The organism is Afipia sp. GW822-FHT04G07 (assembly GCF_058800765.1).
The window spans coordinates 2,852,798-2,868,309 of record NZ_JBXAMP010000001.1; the positions used below are offsets into that span (position 1 = coordinate 2,852,798).

At 62.6% G+C, this 15,512-nt stretch carries 15 protein-coding genes; 5 read left to right on the forward strand and 10 right to left on the reverse strand.

Translation table 11 applies throughout. The features are described from left to right. Positions 1–61: 61 nt before the first annotated feature. Genes AC1RKJ_RS13960 through AC1RKJ_RS13970 form a run of 3 tightly spaced genes read left to right on the forward strand, consistent with a single transcriptional unit; the run spans position 62 to position 2,822 of the window. Positions 62–940, forward strand: coding sequence for a F0F1 ATP synthase subunit gamma (locus AC1RKJ_RS13960; protein WP_492791544.1), 879 nt, complete (start codon positions 62–64; stop codon positions 938–940). A 38-nt stretch (positions 941–978) separates the two neighbouring features. After that, positions 979–2,409, forward strand: coding sequence for a F0F1 ATP synthase subunit beta (gene atpD, locus AC1RKJ_RS13965; protein WP_492791545.1), 1,431 nt, complete (start codon positions 979–981; stop codon positions 2,407–2,409). Between the two features lie 5 nt (positions 2,410–2,414). Continuing rightward, positions 2,415–2,822 carry a F0F1 ATP synthase subunit epsilon gene (locus tag AC1RKJ_RS13970; RefSeq protein WP_492791546.1) on the forward strand — a complete coding sequence of 136 codons (408 nt, stop codon included), beginning with the start codon at positions 2,415–2,417 and terminating at the stop codon, positions 2,820–2,822. Between the two features lie 70 nt (positions 2,823–2,892). Here AC1RKJ_RS13970 and AC1RKJ_RS13975 read toward each other — a convergent pair whose 3' ends face one another. The 10 genes from AC1RKJ_RS13975 to obgE all read right to left on the reverse strand — a co-directional run bounded on the left by AC1RKJ_RS13975 (position 2,893) and on the right by obgE (position 13,270). Further along, positions 2,893–3,393 (reverse strand): RNA pyrophosphohydrolase, encoded by a 501-nt coding sequence (locus AC1RKJ_RS13975; protein ID WP_492791547.1) that lies wholly within the window; start codon positions 3,391–3,393, stop codon positions 2,893–2,895. Positions 3,394–3,503: 110 nt separating this feature from the next. Further along, positions 3,504–4,706 (reverse strand): divergent polysaccharide deacetylase family protein, encoded by a 1,203-nt coding sequence (locus AC1RKJ_RS13980; RefSeq protein WP_492791548.1) that lies wholly within the window; start codon positions 4,704–4,706, stop codon positions 3,504–3,506. A 193-nt stretch (positions 4,707–4,899) separates the two neighbouring features. Beyond that, entirely contained in the window at positions 4,900–6,243 is a 1,344-nt protein-coding gene (locus AC1RKJ_RS13985) for a S41 family peptidase (protein ID WP_492791549.1), read from the reverse strand. Continuing rightward, positions 6,240–7,577: a murein hydrolase activator EnvC family protein gene (locus AC1RKJ_RS13990; RefSeq protein WP_492792741.1), complete on the reverse strand. Its 1,338-nt coding sequence runs from the start codon at positions 7,575–7,577 to the stop codon at positions 6,240–6,242. Before AC1RKJ_RS13990 ends, AC1RKJ_RS13985 begins: the two co-directional genes overlap by 4 nt. Positions 7,578–7,710: 133 nt before the next feature. Next, positions 7,711–8,193, reverse strand: coding sequence for a 23S rRNA (pseudouridine(1915)-N(3))-methyltransferase RlmH (rlmH, locus tag AC1RKJ_RS13995; RefSeq protein ID WP_492791550.1), 483 nt, complete (start codon positions 8,191–8,193; stop codon positions 7,711–7,713). Positions 8,194–8,247: 54 nt separating this feature from the next. Continuing rightward, on the reverse strand, positions 8,248–8,604 hold the full coding sequence (gene rsfS, locus AC1RKJ_RS14000; RefSeq protein ID WP_492791551.1) for a ribosome silencing factor: 357 nt from the start codon (positions 8,602–8,604) through the stop codon (positions 8,248–8,250). Between the two features lie 290 nt (positions 8,605–8,894). Continuing rightward, the gene (locus AC1RKJ_RS14005) at positions 8,895–9,515 is read right to left on the reverse strand and encodes a nicotinate-nucleotide adenylyltransferase (RefSeq protein ID WP_492792742.1); all 621 of its coding nucleotides are present in this window, start codon (positions 9,513–9,515) and stop codon (positions 8,895–8,897) included. A gap of 38 nt (positions 9,516–9,553) precedes the next feature. Beyond that, the gene (locus tag AC1RKJ_RS14010) at positions 9,554–10,846 is read right to left on the reverse strand and encodes a glutamate-5-semialdehyde dehydrogenase (RefSeq protein ID WP_492791552.1); all 1,293 of its coding nucleotides are present in this window, start codon (positions 10,844–10,846) and stop codon (positions 9,554–9,556) included. A 157-nt stretch (positions 10,847–11,003) separates the two neighbouring features. Then, positions 11,004–12,149 carry a glutamate 5-kinase gene (gene proB, locus AC1RKJ_RS14015; RefSeq protein WP_492791553.1) on the reverse strand — a complete coding sequence of 382 codons (1,146 nt, stop codon included), beginning with the start codon at positions 12,147–12,149 and terminating at the stop codon, positions 11,004–11,006. 47 nt (positions 12,150–12,196) lie between these two features. Beyond that, the gene (obgE, locus tag AC1RKJ_RS14020) at positions 12,197–13,270 is read right to left on the reverse strand and encodes a GTPase ObgE (RefSeq protein WP_492791554.1); all 1,074 of its coding nucleotides are present in this window, start codon (positions 13,268–13,270) and stop codon (positions 12,197–12,199) included. A 213-nt stretch (positions 13,271–13,483) separates the two neighbouring features. On the opposite strand from obgE, the gene AC1RKJ_RS14025 reads away from it, so the two are divergent. Then, complete coding sequence (locus tag AC1RKJ_RS14025; RefSeq protein ID WP_492791555.1) at positions 13,484–14,404, forward strand: DMT family transporter; 921 nt, start codon at positions 13,484–13,486, stop codon at positions 14,402–14,404. A 175-nt stretch (positions 14,405–14,579) separates the two neighbouring features. Continuing rightward, positions 14,580–15,506, forward strand: a complete 927-nt coding sequence (locus tag AC1RKJ_RS14030; protein WP_492791556.1) for a DMT family transporter — start codon at positions 14,580–14,582, stop codon at positions 15,504–15,506. Positions 15,507–15,512: the final 6 nt, after the last annotated feature.

A 15,512-nucleotide genomic window follows, 5' to 3' on the forward strand; every position in this document is an offset into this window, starting at 1 on the left:
GCGCGGCGAAACCGGGGTTTGCGTTCCGGCGTGAAGCTGGATCGTCAGGGTGAGATAAAGAATGGCGTCTCTTAAGGACATGCGTGTCCGCATCGCCTCGACCAAGGCGACGCAGAAGATCACCAAGGCCATGCAGATGGTTGCGGCGTCGAAGTTGCGCCGTGCCCAGACCGCGGCCGAAGCGGCGCGTCCCTATGCCGAGCGCATGGATGCGGTGATCAGCAATATCGCAGGCGCAGCCGCCGGCTCCGGCACCGCGCCGGCGCTGCTGGCGGGCACCGGCAAGGACAATGTTCATTTGCTGCTGGTCTGCACCGGCGAGCGAGGCCTCTCCGGCGCGTTCAACTCGTCCATCGTGCGCTTGGCGCGCGAGCGGGCCCTCTCGCTGATCAATCAGGGCAAAGAGGTCAAGATTTTCTGCGTCGGCCGCAAGGGTTACGAGCAGCTTCGCCGGCAGTTCGACAAGCAAATCGTCGGCAACGTCGAATTGCGCTCGGTGAAGGTGCTCGGCTTCAAGAACGCTGAAGACATCGCCAAGAAGGTCATTGCGATGTTCGAGGCGGGCGAGTTCGATGTGTGCACGCTGTTCTATTCGCGCTTCAAGTCGGTGATCTCGCAGATTCCGACCGCGCAGCAGATCATTCCGCTGATGCTTGAAGAAAAGGAAGCCGTGGCTGGCGCCGCGTCGGTTTACGATTACGAGCCGGCTGAGGACGAAATTCTCTCGAGCCTGCTGCCGCGCAATCTCGCGGTGCAGATTTTCCGTGCGTTGCTCGAAAACAACGCGTCGTTCTACGGCGCGCAGATGAGCGCGATGGACAATGCGACCCGCAACGCCGGCGACATGATCCGCAAGCAGACGCTGATCTACAACCGCACCCGCCAGGCGATGATTACCAAGGAACTGATCGAAATCATCTCTGGCGCTGAAGCCATCTAAGGCCGACCGCCGTATACGAGTTTCAAGGAGACTATCCCATGGCATCCCCCGCCAATCAGACCGGACGCATTTCGCAGGTTATCGGCGCCGTCGTCGACGTGCAGTTCGATGGCCATTTGCCCGCCATTCTCAACGCGCTCGAAACCACTAACGGTGGCAACCGTCTGGTGCTGGAAGTCGCGCAGCATCTCGGCGAAAGCACCGTCCGCACGATCGCGATGGACCTCACTGAGGGACTGGTGCGCGGTCAGGAAGTCACGGACACCGGCAGCCCAATCATGGTGCCGGTCGGCGTCGGCACGCTCGGCCGCATTATCAACGTCATCGGTGAGCCGATCGACGAAGCCGGCCCGGTCAAGGCCGAAGACACCCGCGCGATTCACCAGGAAGCGCCGCTCTACACCGACCAGTCCACCGAGGCTGAAATTCTCGTCACCGGCATCAAGGTCGTCGATCTGCTCGCGCCTTACGCCAAGGGCGGCAAGATCGGCCTGTTCGGCGGCGCCGGCGTTGGCAAGACCGTGCTGATCCAGGAACTGATCAACAACGTTGCGAAAGCCCACGGCGGTTACTCAGTGTTCGCGGGCGTCGGCGAGCGAACTCGCGAAGGCAACGACCTCTATCACGAGTTCATCGAATCCGGCGTCAACAAGAAGGGCGGCGGCGAAGGCTCCAAGTGCGCCCTCGTGTACGGCCAGATGAACGAGCCTCCAGGTGCGCGCGCGCGCGTCGGTCTCACGGGTCTGACGGTCGCCGAGCATTTCCGCGATCAGGGCCAGGACGTGCTGTTCTTCGTCGACAACATCTTCCGCTTCACGCAGGCCGGCTCCGAAGTGTCCGCTCTGCTCGGCCGTATTCCTTCGGCGGTGGGTTATCAGCCGACGCTCGCGACCGACATGGGCGCGATGCAGGAGCGCATCACCACCACCACCAAGGGCTCGATCACCTCAATTCAGGCGATTTACGTCCCGGCCGACGACTACACCGATCCGGCGCCCGCAACGACGTTCGCCCATCTCGATGCGACGACCAACCTCAACCGTGCGATCTCGGAAAAGGGCATCTACCCGGCGGTGGATCCGCTCGAGTCGGCCTCGCGCATGTTGTCGCCGCTGATTGTCGGCGAAGAGCACTATCAGACCGCACGTATGGTCCAGCAAATCCTTCAGAAGTACAAATCGTTGCAGGACATCATCGCCATTCTCGGCATGGACGAACTGTCGGAAGAGGACAAGATCGCGGTTGCTCGCGCCCGCAAGATCGAGCGCTTCCTGTCGCAGCCGTTCTTCGTCGCTGAAGTCTTCACCGGTTCGCCGGGCAAGTTCGTCGATCTCGCCGACACCATCAAGGGCTTCAAGGGTCTTTGCGAAGGCAAATACGACCATCTGCCGGAAGCGGCTTTCTACATGGTCGGCACCATCGAAGAAGCCGTCGAGAAGGGCAAGAAGCTCGCAGCGGAAGCGGCGTAAGCATCATGGCGACCTTTCACTTCGATCTGGTTTCTCCGGAAAAGATCGCCTTCTCGGGTGAAGTCGAGCAGGTCGACATTCCCGGCGTCGAAGGCGATTTCGGCGTGATGGCCGGACATGCGCCGCTGGTGGCGAGCGTTCGCCCCGGCATCATGACCGTGACCGTCGGCGGCAAGCACGAGAAGATCATCGTGCTCGGCGGTCTTGCGGAAATTTCGGAGAAGGGCCTCACCGTGCTCGCCGATACCGCGACCTCGATGCAGGATCTCGATCGCGAAGTGTTCGCGAACCAGATCGCGGAGATGGAAGAGGGATTGAAGGAAGAGGAAGGCAGTGCGCTCGACCGCGCCATCGAACGCCTCGACCACTTCAAGGTCATTCAGCAGTACATCGTTTCCACCGCGATGCACTGAGTCGCATCACGCAACTGAATTGAAAAAGCCCTGCAACCGCAGGGCTTTTTTCGTTTCAGGATGATCTGCTCTATTTTCCCGCGAACTTGGTGAATTCCTCGACCACGCGCTCGTAGACCGGACGTTTGAACGGCACGATCAACTCCGGCAGGTTTTTCATCGGCTCCCACCGCCAGGCGATGAACTCCGCCTTGTGTCCGGCGGGCGAGGCCACGTTGATCTCGCTGTCCTTGCCGGTGAAACGCAGCGCGTACCATTTCTGCTTCTGGCCGCGAAACCGGCCCTTCCACGCGCGACCGGCCACCGTGCGGGGAATGTCGTAGGTAAGCCACTCCGGCACTTCGCCGAGTTTTTCCACCGAACGCGCGTTGGTCTCCTCGTAAAGCTCGCGCTTGGCTGCGGCCCACGTGTCTTCGCCGGCGTCGACGCCGCCCTGGGGCATTTGCCATACATGGGTCTGATCGACATGCTCCGGGCCGCCGACGCGGCGGCCGATGAAGACAAGCCCGTCTGCATTGATCAGCATGATCCCGACGCAGGTCCGGTAAGGCAGATCGTCGTAACGCGGCATACTGCTAAAAACCCTTGGTCTTCGACTGGTCTGCTGAGCGCGCCCATCGCGCTCAATTCTCTCGTTCGCATCATCGCGGGGACATTCGGTTCCCGCCCTGACGATCGTGCTCAGCTAGATTTTGGTTTCAGCATCGCTGTTGTCAACGGCACCAGCTTCAAACCACGGCTTTCAAGTTGCTTCGCCCAGGTTCCGATCCGGTCGATCGAGATCGGAAGCGCGGACGCGATGCCGACCGCCGATCCGCGCTCCTTCGCCAATGTCTCCAGCCGCGCCAGTGCGCGGTCGATCTCGGCCGGCGTCGGCACGGTATCGATGCTCACATCGGCTTTTGCGAACGGCATCGCCTGTCCTTCTGCGATCACGCCGGCGACGCTGCGCGCCGCACTGCCGTCGTCAAGATAAGCGAGACCGCGCCGGGCGGCTTCCTTGATGATCGGCTGCATCGCGGCATCGGTTGTGACGAAGCGCGAGCCCATGAAATTGGCGATGCCGACATAGCCCTGAAACCGGCTCATGTGCCACGCGAAGCGATCGGCGTTCTGATCGGCGGGCAGCGTGGTCAGCAGTGTCTGCGGGCCGGGATCGTTGTCGGGATAGTCGAACGGCTCCATAGGAACCTGCAGGAGCACTTCGTGCTTCTGCGCGCGCGCGCGTTCGACCAGTTTGCCGGGGTCGGAGCCGTAAGGCGTGAACGCGAGCGTCACCGCGCCGGGCAGTTTGATAATCGCATCGGCGGTTTTCGCAGCACCGACGCCGAGGCCGGACACCACGATGGCGATGACGGGGGTCTTGCCGAGGGTCGCGCGGTCGGCATCGGTGCCGGCAGCGTAGGCGCGGAACGGCTTTATCCCGTCGGCCACCACGGGGATCATGCCGTAACGTGAACTCTCAAGCAGCTTCGGATTGATGCTGGCGACCACGGCCGGCGGACCATCGGTTTGCACCGGGGCTTCCGCCCCCGCGCCGACGATCACACTTTGACGGGCCCCACTGGAGCCGTCGATAATGGTTACGGTCTGCTGCCCCGGCGCAGCCTCCTTGGTGCCTGTGGAAGCCTCCTTGGGCATTGGGGATGCCGCGCTCGCCGGTTGCGCAGTCTTTTCGCCGGGCAGCGTGGCAGGGTCGTAGGAGACCCTGGCCAGCGGCTCTCCGCCCATCGGATTGGTGTTGAAAATCGCAAACCCAAGGAAAACCGCCAGAAACAGCCCGAACAGCCCTGCGATCGCCTGCGGAAGCGTCAACGGAAGCCGGTATCGCCGCTTGCGCGGCCGATCCTGTCCAAGCGGTGCGCTCAGATCGTCGGTGGTCACTGCCGTCAACCTCGCGAATCAATTGCCGAATCTTACCACGGCGTCCGAGCCATGGTTCGCAAAGGCTGGGCCGCAAAGGCGTGACGTCCGGAGGGATGCGGGCGGCGTGGTCAGGGGTGGGCTTGTGACCCAACGAAAGAGGGCGGCCCGAGAGCCGCCCAAATCGATGAACTTGCGATGGCCGAACTGAAGTTCAGTTCGCGGCCTTGTTGGAGGCCTTGTCGGTGGGCGTCGGGACCGACGTGGTCTGCTTGATGCCGTGCAGGAGGTCTGCGGCCATCTTCAGCGCCTTGTCGTCCTTGGCATCCGGCGGCACATAGGACTGCGAGCCGGTTTCTTCCTGACCCTCTGCCTTCAAGTGACCGCGCAGCGACGCCTCGCCCTTGGTGTCGGTCTTCGACTTAAGTTCGTCAGGCACATCCTGCTGCACTTCGATGTCCGGGATGATGCCCTTGGCCTGAATCGATTTGCCCGATGGCGTAAAGTAACGCGCCGTCGTGAGACGAAGCGCACCGTTGCCGGAGCCGAGCGGGATGATGGTCTGCACCGAACCCTTGCCGAACGAGCGGGTGCCGAGCAACGTTGCGCGCTTGTGATCCTGCAGCGCGCCGGCGACGATTTCAGAGGCCGATGCGGAGCCGCCATTGATCAGCACGATCACCGGCTTGCCCTTGGCGAGATCGCCCGCCTTGGCGGTGCGGCGCTGGGTTTCCTCGGCGTTGCGGCCGCGGGTCGAAACGATTTCGCCGCGGTCGAGGAACGCATCGGACACCGACACGGCTTCTTCGAGCAATCCGCCGGGATTGTTGCGCAGGTCGAGGATGTAACCCTTGATCTTGTCCGGACCGATCTGCGTGGTCAGGTTGGCCATCTCGCGCTTCAGGCCTTCGGTGGTCTGTTCGTTGAAGGTTGTGACGCGGATATAAGCGATGTCGTCGCTCTCGACGCGCGCACGCACCGAACGGACGCGGATGTTGTCGCGCATCAGCGTGACTTCGATCGGCTTGTCCTGGCCCTTGCGGATGATCTTGAGTTTGATCTTGGTGTTGACCGGGCCGCGCATCTTCTCGACGGCCTGATTGAGGGTCAGACCCTGCACCGGTTCATCGTCCAGATTTGAAATGATGTCGTTGGCCATGATGCCGGCCTTGGACGCCGGTGTTTCGTCGATCGGCGACACGACCTTGATCAGTCCGTCTTCCATCGTGACTTCGATGCCGAGGCCGCCGAACTCGCCGCGGGTCTGCACCTGCATGTCGCGGAAACTCTTCGCGTCCATGTAGCTGGAGTGTGGATCGAGACCGGTGAGCATACCGCTGATGGCGGTCTCGACCAGTTTGCTGTCATCCGGTTTTTCGACGTAGTCGCTGCGGACCCGCTCGAACACGTCGCCAAACAGGTTGAGCTGCCGGTAAGTGTCCGACGACGCGGCGCGCGCCGTGGATCCCACCAGCGCCGAACGTGGCTGGGTGAGGAAGAGTGTTGCCGCCGCGCCGGCTGCGACGCTGAGGAGAACCAGGGAAGTCTTGCGCATCATCCGCGAACCTTTTGGCCTTCACTTGCGGCCCACCATGGACCAGAATCGATTGGAGCGCCGTCTTTACGGAACTCAATGTAGAGCACAGGCTGGCTTGACGCTGCCGCCAGAATTGACGCGACCTGAGACGTGGTCCCCATGGTCGCGACCGGTTCTCCCGTTAGAACAAACTGCCCGATCGTGACCGAAATACGTTCCATCCCGGCGATTAAGACATGATACCCGCCGCCAGCGTTGAGGATCAAGAGTTGTCCGTAGCTCCGGAACGGGCCTGAGTAAACAACCCAGCCATCACACGGTGTTGTGACCTGCGCCCCGGGCCTAGTGGCAAGGGAAATGCCCTTTTCCTGGCCTCCGCTGCCATCGGAACCGCCAAAACTGCGGATCCGGGTGCCGTTAACCGGAATCGGCAAAAGCCCCTTGGCGGAAGCAAAGGCGATCGCCGGACTCAGCCGCGCGGGGTCCTTCAGGGCGCCAAGGTCGGGCTTGCCGTTCAGCGAGGCCGGCGTGCCCTTCAGTTCCGCCGTAGCCGCCGCTTTCGCCGCCGCCTTCACGTCCTGCTCCATCTTGGCGATCAGGTCCTGAAGGGTTTCGGTCTGTTTGGACAGGGCGACGGCGCGCTGCCGCTCGGCTTCCATGTCCTTCTCGGTGTCGGTCTGCTTTTTCTGGCGTTCCTGCACGAGGGCTGCGAGGCGCGCGCGGTCTTCATTCAATTTATCTCGGTCGACGGCCAGCCGGTCGCGTTCCTCGGCGATGTTCTTGCGCAGGCTGACCAGTTCGCCGAGATCGCTGGCGAGCTTGGCGGCGCGCACGCGCATCTCCGGGACCACTGCGCCGAGCAGCATCGCGGTGCGCAGCGATTTCAGCGCGTCCTCGGGTCTGACAAACAGCGCCGGAGGAGCACGGCGTCCGGCGCGTTGCAGGGCCGCCAGCACTTCGGCGATTTCATCGCGGCGGGATTCGAGTGAAGCACGGATCTGGAGTTCGCGTGCGTCGAGCGGCCGGATCCGGCCTTCGGTGTCGGCCATCTTGCCTTCGACGTCGCGCACCTGTCCGGCGATGCCGATCAATTGCTGATTAAGCTTGGTGCGGTCCTGACCGATGGCTGCGATGTCGGCCTTGAGTTTCTTCTCGAGCTCGGCCGCTTTCTTCTGCTGCTCGCGGGCGTCTTCGAGTTCCTGCGTGCGCTGTTTGATCGCTTCCGGATCGGGCGCGCTCACTTGTTTGACGGTGCCTTGCGCATGCGCCGGGATGCTTCCGCCTGCGATCTGTATCGCTGACAACACCATCGACAACGGCAACACCGCCGCGCCACGTGTCAGGCGATGTATCATCAGCAGTGTTGCGTTGGCTGTCGCGTCAGTCACGTAGGCCGATCTCTCGAGATCTTTGGGCGGGCATGATCTTGTCCGAAACCGGTATCCACTTTTCGCTTCGCTAACGCGGTCTTTCGGGTCGGGATCGTGCCTATGCGCGGTGATAAGGGTGGCCGGACAAAATGGTCGCGGCCCGGTAAATCTGTTCCAGCAGCATGACGCGCACCATCTGATGCGGCCAGGTCGCCTTGCCAAACGCAACGCTCAGCTTCGCTTTGCGCCTCAAATCGGGCGAAAGTCCGTCCGCGCCGCCGATCAAAAAAACGGCGTTTGGAACCGATTCGTCCCGCCATCGCCCAAGATGCCGCGCGAACGCGGCGCTGTCGATGGCTTCGCCGCGCTCGTCGAGTGCGACAATGGACGATTTGTCAGGAATGAGCGCCGAGATAGCGGCGGCCTCTTCGGCGATTCGCGCCGCAGCGTCGCGGGCGCGGCTTTCCGGAATTTCATGAATCTCAAGGCCGCGAAATCCGAGTTTACGGCCGATATCGTCGAAGCGTTCGCGATAGCGTTCGGCGAGGTCCCGTTCCGGACCCTGCTTGAGGCGGCCAATGGCAATGACGACGATACGCATACGCGCAAACTATCATGCGCGCAGGCACATGAACACGCACACTCAAAGCTCCGTTCAGCGCGCTTTCGCCGTAGGCTTGTCCGAGGTCCACATCTTTTCGAGATTGTAGAACTCGCGGACCTCCGGTCTGAACACATGAACGATCACATCGCCGGAATCGATCAGCACCCAATCGCAATTGGGCAGGCCCTCGACGTGAGGGGCTGCAATGCCGCTTTCCTTGAGGCCTTTCGCGACGTTCTCCGCGATCGCGCCGACGTGGCGGTTCGCCCGCCCGGAGGTCACGATCATGTAGTCGGAGATCGAGGATTTGCCGCGGAGGTCGATGGTGACCGTTTCTTCCGCCTTCATGTCGTCAAGGCGGGAGAGGATCAGGTTCAGCGTCCCATCGGCATCGGGTCGCGCCTTCAAGGCGGGAACGGGATCGACGGAGACGGACGTTGCTTTGCTGCGGGTCTTCGACGCGACTGGCTTTGTCGAGGAAGCCTTTGTGGAAGGCTTGGATAAAGCAGCAGCCTTTGTCGAAGCGGACTTTGGCGAAGCAGTCTTGGACAATACAGATGTGGTCAGGGACCATTCCTTTCACTGTATCGCGAGCGCCGAATCCTGGCGCCCACCATCATATTAGGCATGTGGGGTTAACGGTTTCAATGTTCCAGATGTCGGTGCGATGATTTGCGGATTGCTGTTGCCGGAAAGCGTCATTGTGGATCGGCATCCTTCCAGCTTCCGTCCGGGTTCCGTAATCGGGTCGAGGACAGGCTCGATTTCAGGCCCGTGAGAAAGGTCCAGGCCGGGGCCCGGCGGCTCGCGAGCTTTCCAGCGTCCCGCTCGTCGATGCGATAGGGCATCAGTGCCTGTGCTGCAACCGACGATAGAGCGCGGAGGCTATCGGACGGCCGGTCGACCACGGCGATCGGCACCATGTCGGCGATACTTCGCCAGCTTTCCCAGCGATTGAACTGCGCGAGATTATCGGCGCCCATGATCCAGACAAAACGCACGCCGGAACAGCGGCGGCGCAAATATGAAATGGTGTCCGCAGTGTAGCGCGTGCCGATGACGGTTTCGAGACAACTGACCTCGATGCGCGGATGATGTGCGACCCTTTCGGCTGCGCGCATACGGTCGCGCAGGGCGTGCAGCGAGCCGTTGTTCTTGAGCGGGTTGCCCGGCGACACCAGCCACCAGACGCGGTCGAGCCGCAGCCGCTTCATCGCGAACAGGCTGATGGCGCGATGGGCTTCATGCGGCGGATTGAACGATCCGCCGAGCAGCCCGATACGCATCCCGTCGGCATGTTGTGGAATCGCGCGCGGCAGACGAACGGCGTCGTTTTCCTGGCTATCGGGCGCGTCGCTCACGGGCGCGTTTGGCCTGTGCCGTGCACGCGATATTTGAAACTGGTCAGTTGTTCGGCGCCGACCGGGCCACGGGCGTGGAATTTTCCGGTGGCGATACCGATTTCCGCGCCGAAGCCGAACTCGCCGCCGTCGGCGAACTGCGTCGAGGCGTTATGCAGCACGATGGCGGAGTCCACTTCGTTGAGAAATTTTTGCGCGGTCTTCGCATCCTCGGTCACGATGGCGTCGGTGTGGTGCGAGCCATAGCGTGCGATATGCGCCAGTGCGTCATCGACGCCGTCCACCAGCTTCGCCGAGATGATCGCGTCCTCGTACTCGGTGGCCCAGTCGTCTTCGGACACGGGCGTTACGCGCGCATCGGCACGGCGGATATCGTCGCCGCCGCGCACCTCGCAGCCGGAATCCAGCAGCATCGTCACCAGCGGCTTGAGCTGCGTATCGGCAACCGCCTTGTCGATCAGCAGCGTTTCGGCCGCGCCGCAGACGCCGGGACGCCGCATCTTTGCGTTCAGAACAATCGTTTTCGCCATGTCGAGCGAGGCGGCCTTGTCGACATAGACGTGGTTGACGCCTTCGAGATGCGCGAACACCGGCACGCGCGCTTCATCCTGCACGCGGGCGACGAGGTTCTTGCCGCCGCGCGGCACGATCACGTCGATTGCGCCATCGAGACCCGACAGCATCATACCGACGGCGGCGCGATCGCGGGTCGGCACCAGTGAAATGGATTCTTCAGGCAGGCCTGCCTTGCGCAAGCCTTCGATGAGGCACTGATGGATTGCGCGGCAGGAGCGGAAACTGTCCGAGCCGCCGCGCAGGATCACGGCATTGCCGGATTTCAAACACAGCGCGCCGGCATCGGCCGCGACGTTGGGGCGACTCTCGAAGATCACACCGACGACGCCGAGCGGCACACGAACGCGCTCGATGGTCATGCCGTTGGGGCGCGTCCAGGTTTCGGTGACAATGCCGACGGGATCGGGAATGCCGCGCACCACGTCGATGCCGTCAGCCATTGCATTGATGCGTTGTTCGTTCAGCGCGAGACGATCGACAAACGCGCTGCTCGATCCGTTGGCTTTGGCTTCGGCGACGTCCTCGGCATTGGCCGCAAGAATCGCTTTCGCACTGGCGCGGATCGCGGCGGCCATGGCGGTGAGCGCGGCGTCCTTTTGCGTGCTCGACGCGAGCGCCAGCACGCGCGCAGCGCGTTTTGCGCCAGCGCCAAGGCCGGTCATCAGCGCGGTCAGGTCGGTCGCGCTATCGAGAGCTTTGAGCGGAGCGGACATATCGGTCTATCTGGTGTCGAATTTCTCTAAGACCATGCTGTAGCACAGATATTTCGGGCCGGCGAGGTGTCGGGAACATGGCAGACCGGCGAGATGGGCCAATGGCTTACCCGGCTCGCCGCCAGGCCATTGGCTGAATTGGGCTTTGCCGCTCGCGCTATTTCGCGCTGTCGGTGCCGCGCGGGCCGCCGACCACCAGGTCGTCGCGATGGATCATTTCCGCCCGTCCGCTGATGCCGAGGATCTGCGCCGCGTCAGAAGACGAGCGTCCCTTGATCAGTTCGGCGTTCTCCGCGTCATAGGCCACGAGGCCGCGTCCGATTTCGTGGGTGTCCGGTCCGCGCACCACCACGGCGTCGCCGCGGGCGAACTGGCCGTCCACCCGGATCACGCCAGCGGGCAGCAGGCTCTTGCCGGCGCGGAGCGCGGCGACGGCGCCCGCGTCGATGGTGAGCGTGCCCTTCGGCTCCAGCGATCCGGCGATCCAGCGTTTGCGCGCGGTGACCGGATTGGCTGGCGTCAGAAACCATGTGCATGGTCCGCCATCGGCGATGGCCTGCAACGGATGCTCGATCTTGCCCGACGCAATCAGCATGTGCGTGCCGGCGCTGGTCGCGATTTTCGCGGCCTCGATCTTGGTGCGCATTCCGCCACGCGACAATTCGGACTCGGCGGCGCCCGCCATCGCTTCGACGTCGGCGGTGATGGATTCGACGACCGGAATGAGCTTTGCGTTCGGATTGGCGGAAGGCGGCGCGGTGTAAAGTCCGTCGATGTCGGACAGCAGGATGAGCAGGTCCGCGCTGGTCATGGTGGCGACGCGCGCCGCGAGGCGGTCATTGTCGCCGTAGCGGATTTCATTGGTGGCGACGGTGTCGTTCTCGTTGATGACCGGCACCGCGCGCCATTCGAGCAGCTTGGTGATGGTGGAGCGTGCGTTGAGATAACGCCGCCGCTCCTCGGTGTCCTGCAAGGTCACGAGAATCTGTCCCGCGCCGATGCCGTGCGCCCCGAGCACCTCCGACCAGATCCGCGCCAGTTCGATCTGGCCGACGGCAGCGGCAGCCTGGCTCTCTTCAAGCTTGAGCGCGCCTGTTGCAAGTTTCAGGCGGCTGCGTCCGAGCGCGATCGAGCCGGATGACACAACCAGTACATCCTTCCCGTCCCGGTGGAGTCTAGCGATGTCGGCAGCGAGTGCGGCAAGCCAGTGCGCGCGCACTTCGCCGGCGGTGGCATCGATCAGCAGCGACGATCCGACCTTCACAACGATGCGGCGGAAATTCTTGAGCTTCGGGTTCGACATCGGAAATCAGTGTCTGGAGGGCATAACTTGAATTGGAGGCACGTGCGTCAGCGGCCGAGCGGCGTCCAGCCTGCCGGCTCCGGCTCCGCTTCGATCACACTTTCGGTGGCTCTCTTGGCCTTCGCTGACACCGGCGCTTCGTCGATCAGCGCGACCAGTGCGCGCAATGCTTCCGGCACGCCTTCGCGCGACACGCCCGACAACAGCAGCGGCGTTTTCTTCGCCGCACGCTTCAGCCGGGCTTTCTGCTCCTTGAGATCTTCCGGCGAAACCGCGTCTATCTTGTTGAGCGCCACGATCTCGATCTTGTTGGCAAGCGTGTCAGCGTAGGCCTCGAGTTCGGTGCGCACGGTCTTGTAGGCCTTGCCGGCGTGCTCGCAAGTCGCGTCTACCAGATGCAGCAGCACGCGGCAGCGCTCCACGTGCCCAAGAAAACGGTCGCCAAGACCCGCGCCTTCATGAGCGCCTTCAATCAATCCGGGAATGTCGGCCAGCACGAATTCGCGTCCGTCGATGCCGACGACGCCGAGCTGCGGATGCAATGTCGTGAACGGATAATCCGCGATCTTCGGTTTCGCCGCGCTGACGACCGACAGGAATGTGGACTTGCCGGCATTCGGCAATCCGACGAGACCAGCGTCGGCGATCAATTTCAGCCGCAGCCAGATCCAGCGCTCCTCGCCAGGCTGACCGGGATTGGCGTTGCGCGGCGCGCGGTTGGTCGAGGTCTTGAAATGTGCGTTGCCGAAGCCGCCATTGCCGCCGGTCGCAAGCACGAATTTCTCGCCGACTTCGGTGAAGTCGTGGATCAGCGTCTCGCGGTCCTCGTCGAAAATCTGGGTGCCGAGGGGCACCTTCATCACGATATGCTTGCCATTGGCGCCATGGCGGTCCGAGCCCATGCCGTTGACGCCCTTCGGCGCCTTGAAGTGCTGCTGATAGCGATAATCGATCAGCGTGTTGAGGCCGTCGGCAACTTCGATGATGATGTCGCCGCCGCGTCCGCCGTTGCCGCCTGACGGTCCGCCGAACTCGATGAATTTTTCGCGGCGAAATGCCACGCAGCCGTTTCCGCCGTCGCCGGAGCGGATATAGACCTTGGCTTCGTCGAGAAATTTCATCGGTTTTCCATTGTGCCGCGATCGGCAAAAGTCAGGCTTTTTGCGGCTTGTCGCGTCTCGGATATATGCGCCATAGGTCCCGGAGCGGCAACCCATTCATGCGCAATAACGCCAGAAAGGCTGCATTTGCGGCGGTTGCCGAACCGTCGGGCACCTTCTAAACGACGTTCTCGGCATACATTTTGTCGAATTAACGTTATCCGGCGACCTCCCATGACCCTGCTCGCAAAAATCTCCGCCGACGCTGGCAACCGCTCGGCCGCACTCGCCGGCATCGCGCTGATGCTGCTGGCGGTCTGGATGTTCTCGTTCGGCGATGCGCTGGGGAAATACATCGTTGCAACCTATTCGGTGGGGCAGCTGCTGTTGCTGCGCGCCGCAGCAAGTCTCATCGTGATGTCGCCTGCAATCTGGCGTCAGCGCGCAGCGCTGCGGACCATTCAAAGGCCGGGTCTACAAGTGATCCGGGTTGCGCTCTCGACGCTGGAGGTCGCGGCGTTCTTCGCAGCTTCGGTTTACCTGCCGCTTGCGGATGTCATCACCTATTACCTCGCCGCGCCGATTTTCGTGACGGCGGCGTCCGCGCTCTTCCTGGGCGAACATGTCGGCTGGCGGCGCTGGAGCGCCATCATCGTCGGCTTCATCGGCGTCATGATCGCGCTGCGGCCGTCCACGCAGGCCATAAGCTGGCCGGCGATGATCGCGCTGGCCGGCAGCGCGTCGTTTGCAGCCCTCATGATCATCACGCGCTCATTGCGGGGGACGCCGGACATCGTGCTGACGTCCGCCCAATTCGCAGGGACGTTGCTGTTCGGTCTGATCGTCGCGCCGTTCGGCTGGATAACGCCTCCACTGCCCGATCTTGGTCTTTTCGCGCTGGCCGGTTGCATTTCCATCGCGGCCGCGCTCTGCGTCAACCGCTCGCTCAAGCTCGCGCCTGCGAGCGTGGTCGTGCCGTACCAGTACACCATGATTATCTGGGCCGTGATCTTCGGCTACGTGGTCTTCGGCGACATCCCGTCGGCGGCGATGCTTGCGGGTGCGGCGGTGATCATCGTCGCCGGTCTCTACATCTTCCTGCGCGAGCGGGATCTGGTGCGCGACGAGCCGGTGGTGGTGCCTCCGCCGGGCTGAAGCATCGCCTGGCGATAAGCATGGCCGCCCGAAATGGCCTGCGTTTCTGGCGGTTGCGCGGTGATCTGTTGCTTTCTAAGCAGGATCGATCGCGTCAAGTCCGGCCGATTCGACGCGCACGTTTTCTGTTTCAAACAAGTTTCATCCCGCCATTTTCCGCGCCAGCCTGTTGCCGATGAATCGTCCGTTCAAATCATTGCGCCGCACGACGCCGCTCTCGTCAGCGCTCTCCGGCATCCTTTTCATGCTGGCGGCGATGACGATCTTTTCGCTGGTCAACGTCTTCAGCAAGATGATGGTGGTGGCCTATCCGCCGGCGCAACTGTTCTTCATCCGGGGCTTCGGCGCGATTGCGACGCTGTTGCCGTTTCTGGCGCGGGACAACTTCGCCGCCGCTCGCAACGTGCCGCGGCCCGGATTGCAGGTGCTGCGCATGGTGCTGTCGGTTTCCGACGGAATGCTGTTCTTCACCGCGATCAAATACATTCCGCTGGCAGATGCCACGACCTGCTATCTGGCGGCGCCGATCTTCGTCACCGCGTTCTCGGCGATTTTTCTGCGCGAGCAGGTCGGCTGGCGCCGCTGGACCGCTGTCATTGTCGGCTTCATCGGTGTTCTCATTGCGCTGCGCCCGACCGGCGCAACCATTTCCTGGCCAGCGCTGATCGCGCTCGCTGGATGCCTGTGTCAGTCGATTTTCATGATCGTCACCCGTTACGTGCGGGGCACTTCGAACATCTTTCTGGCGACGACGCAGGTGGTCGGATCGTTTGTGTTCGGAGGGATCGTGTCGGCGTTCCTGTTCGTACCGCCGACATGGATCCTTGTTCTGCTTCTGCTGCTCAGCGGCATGGTCAATGTCGCCGCCGTGCTGTGCCTCAACCGGTCGCTGATTCTGGCGCCCGCCAGCGTGGTTGCGCCGTTTCAATACACGATGATCGTCTGGGCCATCGTGCTCGGGTTTCTGGCGTTCGGCGACGTTCCGTCACCGAACACCATGATAGGAGCGGGGATCGTGGCCTGCGCGGGAATCTATATCTTCCTGCGCGAGCGCACGGTGATGCATCGCGAGCCGGAGCCCAATCCGCCGACGGTGGTCTGATCGACC

Excerpts from the sequence above, each read along its gene's own strand:
- AC1RKJ_RS13960 (WP_492791544.1), top strand. The coding sequence starts at position 62 with ATGGCGTCTCTTAAGGACATGCGTGTCCGCATCGCCTCGACCAAGGCG.
- atpD (WP_492791545.1), top strand. The coding sequence starts at position 979 with ATGGCATCCCCCGCCAATCAGACCGGACGCATTTCGCAGGTTATCGGC.
- AC1RKJ_RS13970 (WP_492791546.1), top strand. The coding sequence starts at position 2,415 with ATGGCGACCTTTCACTTCGATCTGGTTTCTCCGGAAAAGATCGCCTTC.
- AC1RKJ_RS13975 (WP_492791547.1), bottom strand. The coding sequence starts at position 3,393 with ATGCCGCGTTACGACGATCTGCCTTACCGGACCTGCGTCGGGATCATG.
- AC1RKJ_RS13985 (WP_492791549.1), bottom strand. The coding sequence starts at position 6,243 with ATGATGCGCAAGACTTCCCTGGTTCTCCTCAGCGTCGCAGCCGGCGCG.
- AC1RKJ_RS13990 (WP_492792741.1), bottom strand. The coding sequence starts at position 7,577 with ATGATACATCGCCTGACACGTGGCGCGGCGGTGTTGCCGTTGTCGATG.
- rlmH (WP_492791550.1), bottom strand. The coding sequence starts at position 8,193 with ATGCGTATCGTCGTCATTGCCATTGGCCGCCTCAAGCAGGGTCCGGAA.
- AC1RKJ_RS14010 (WP_492791552.1), bottom strand. The coding sequence starts at position 10,846 with ATGTCCGCTCCGCTCAAAGCTCTCGATAGCGCGACCGACCTGACCGCG.
- proB (WP_492791553.1), bottom strand. The coding sequence starts at position 12,149 with ATGTCGAACCCGAAGCTCAAGAATTTCCGCCGCATCGTTGTGAAGGTC.
- obgE (WP_492791554.1), bottom strand. The coding sequence starts at position 13,270 with ATGAAATTTCTCGACGAAGCCAAGGTCTATATCCGCTCCGGCGACGGC.
- AC1RKJ_RS14025 (WP_492791555.1), top strand. The coding sequence starts at position 13,484 with ATGACCCTGCTCGCAAAAATCTCCGCCGACGCTGGCAACCGCTCGGCC.
- AC1RKJ_RS14030 (WP_492791556.1), top strand. The coding sequence starts at position 14,580 with ATGAATCGTCCGTTCAAATCATTGCGCCGCACGACGCCGCTCTCGTCA.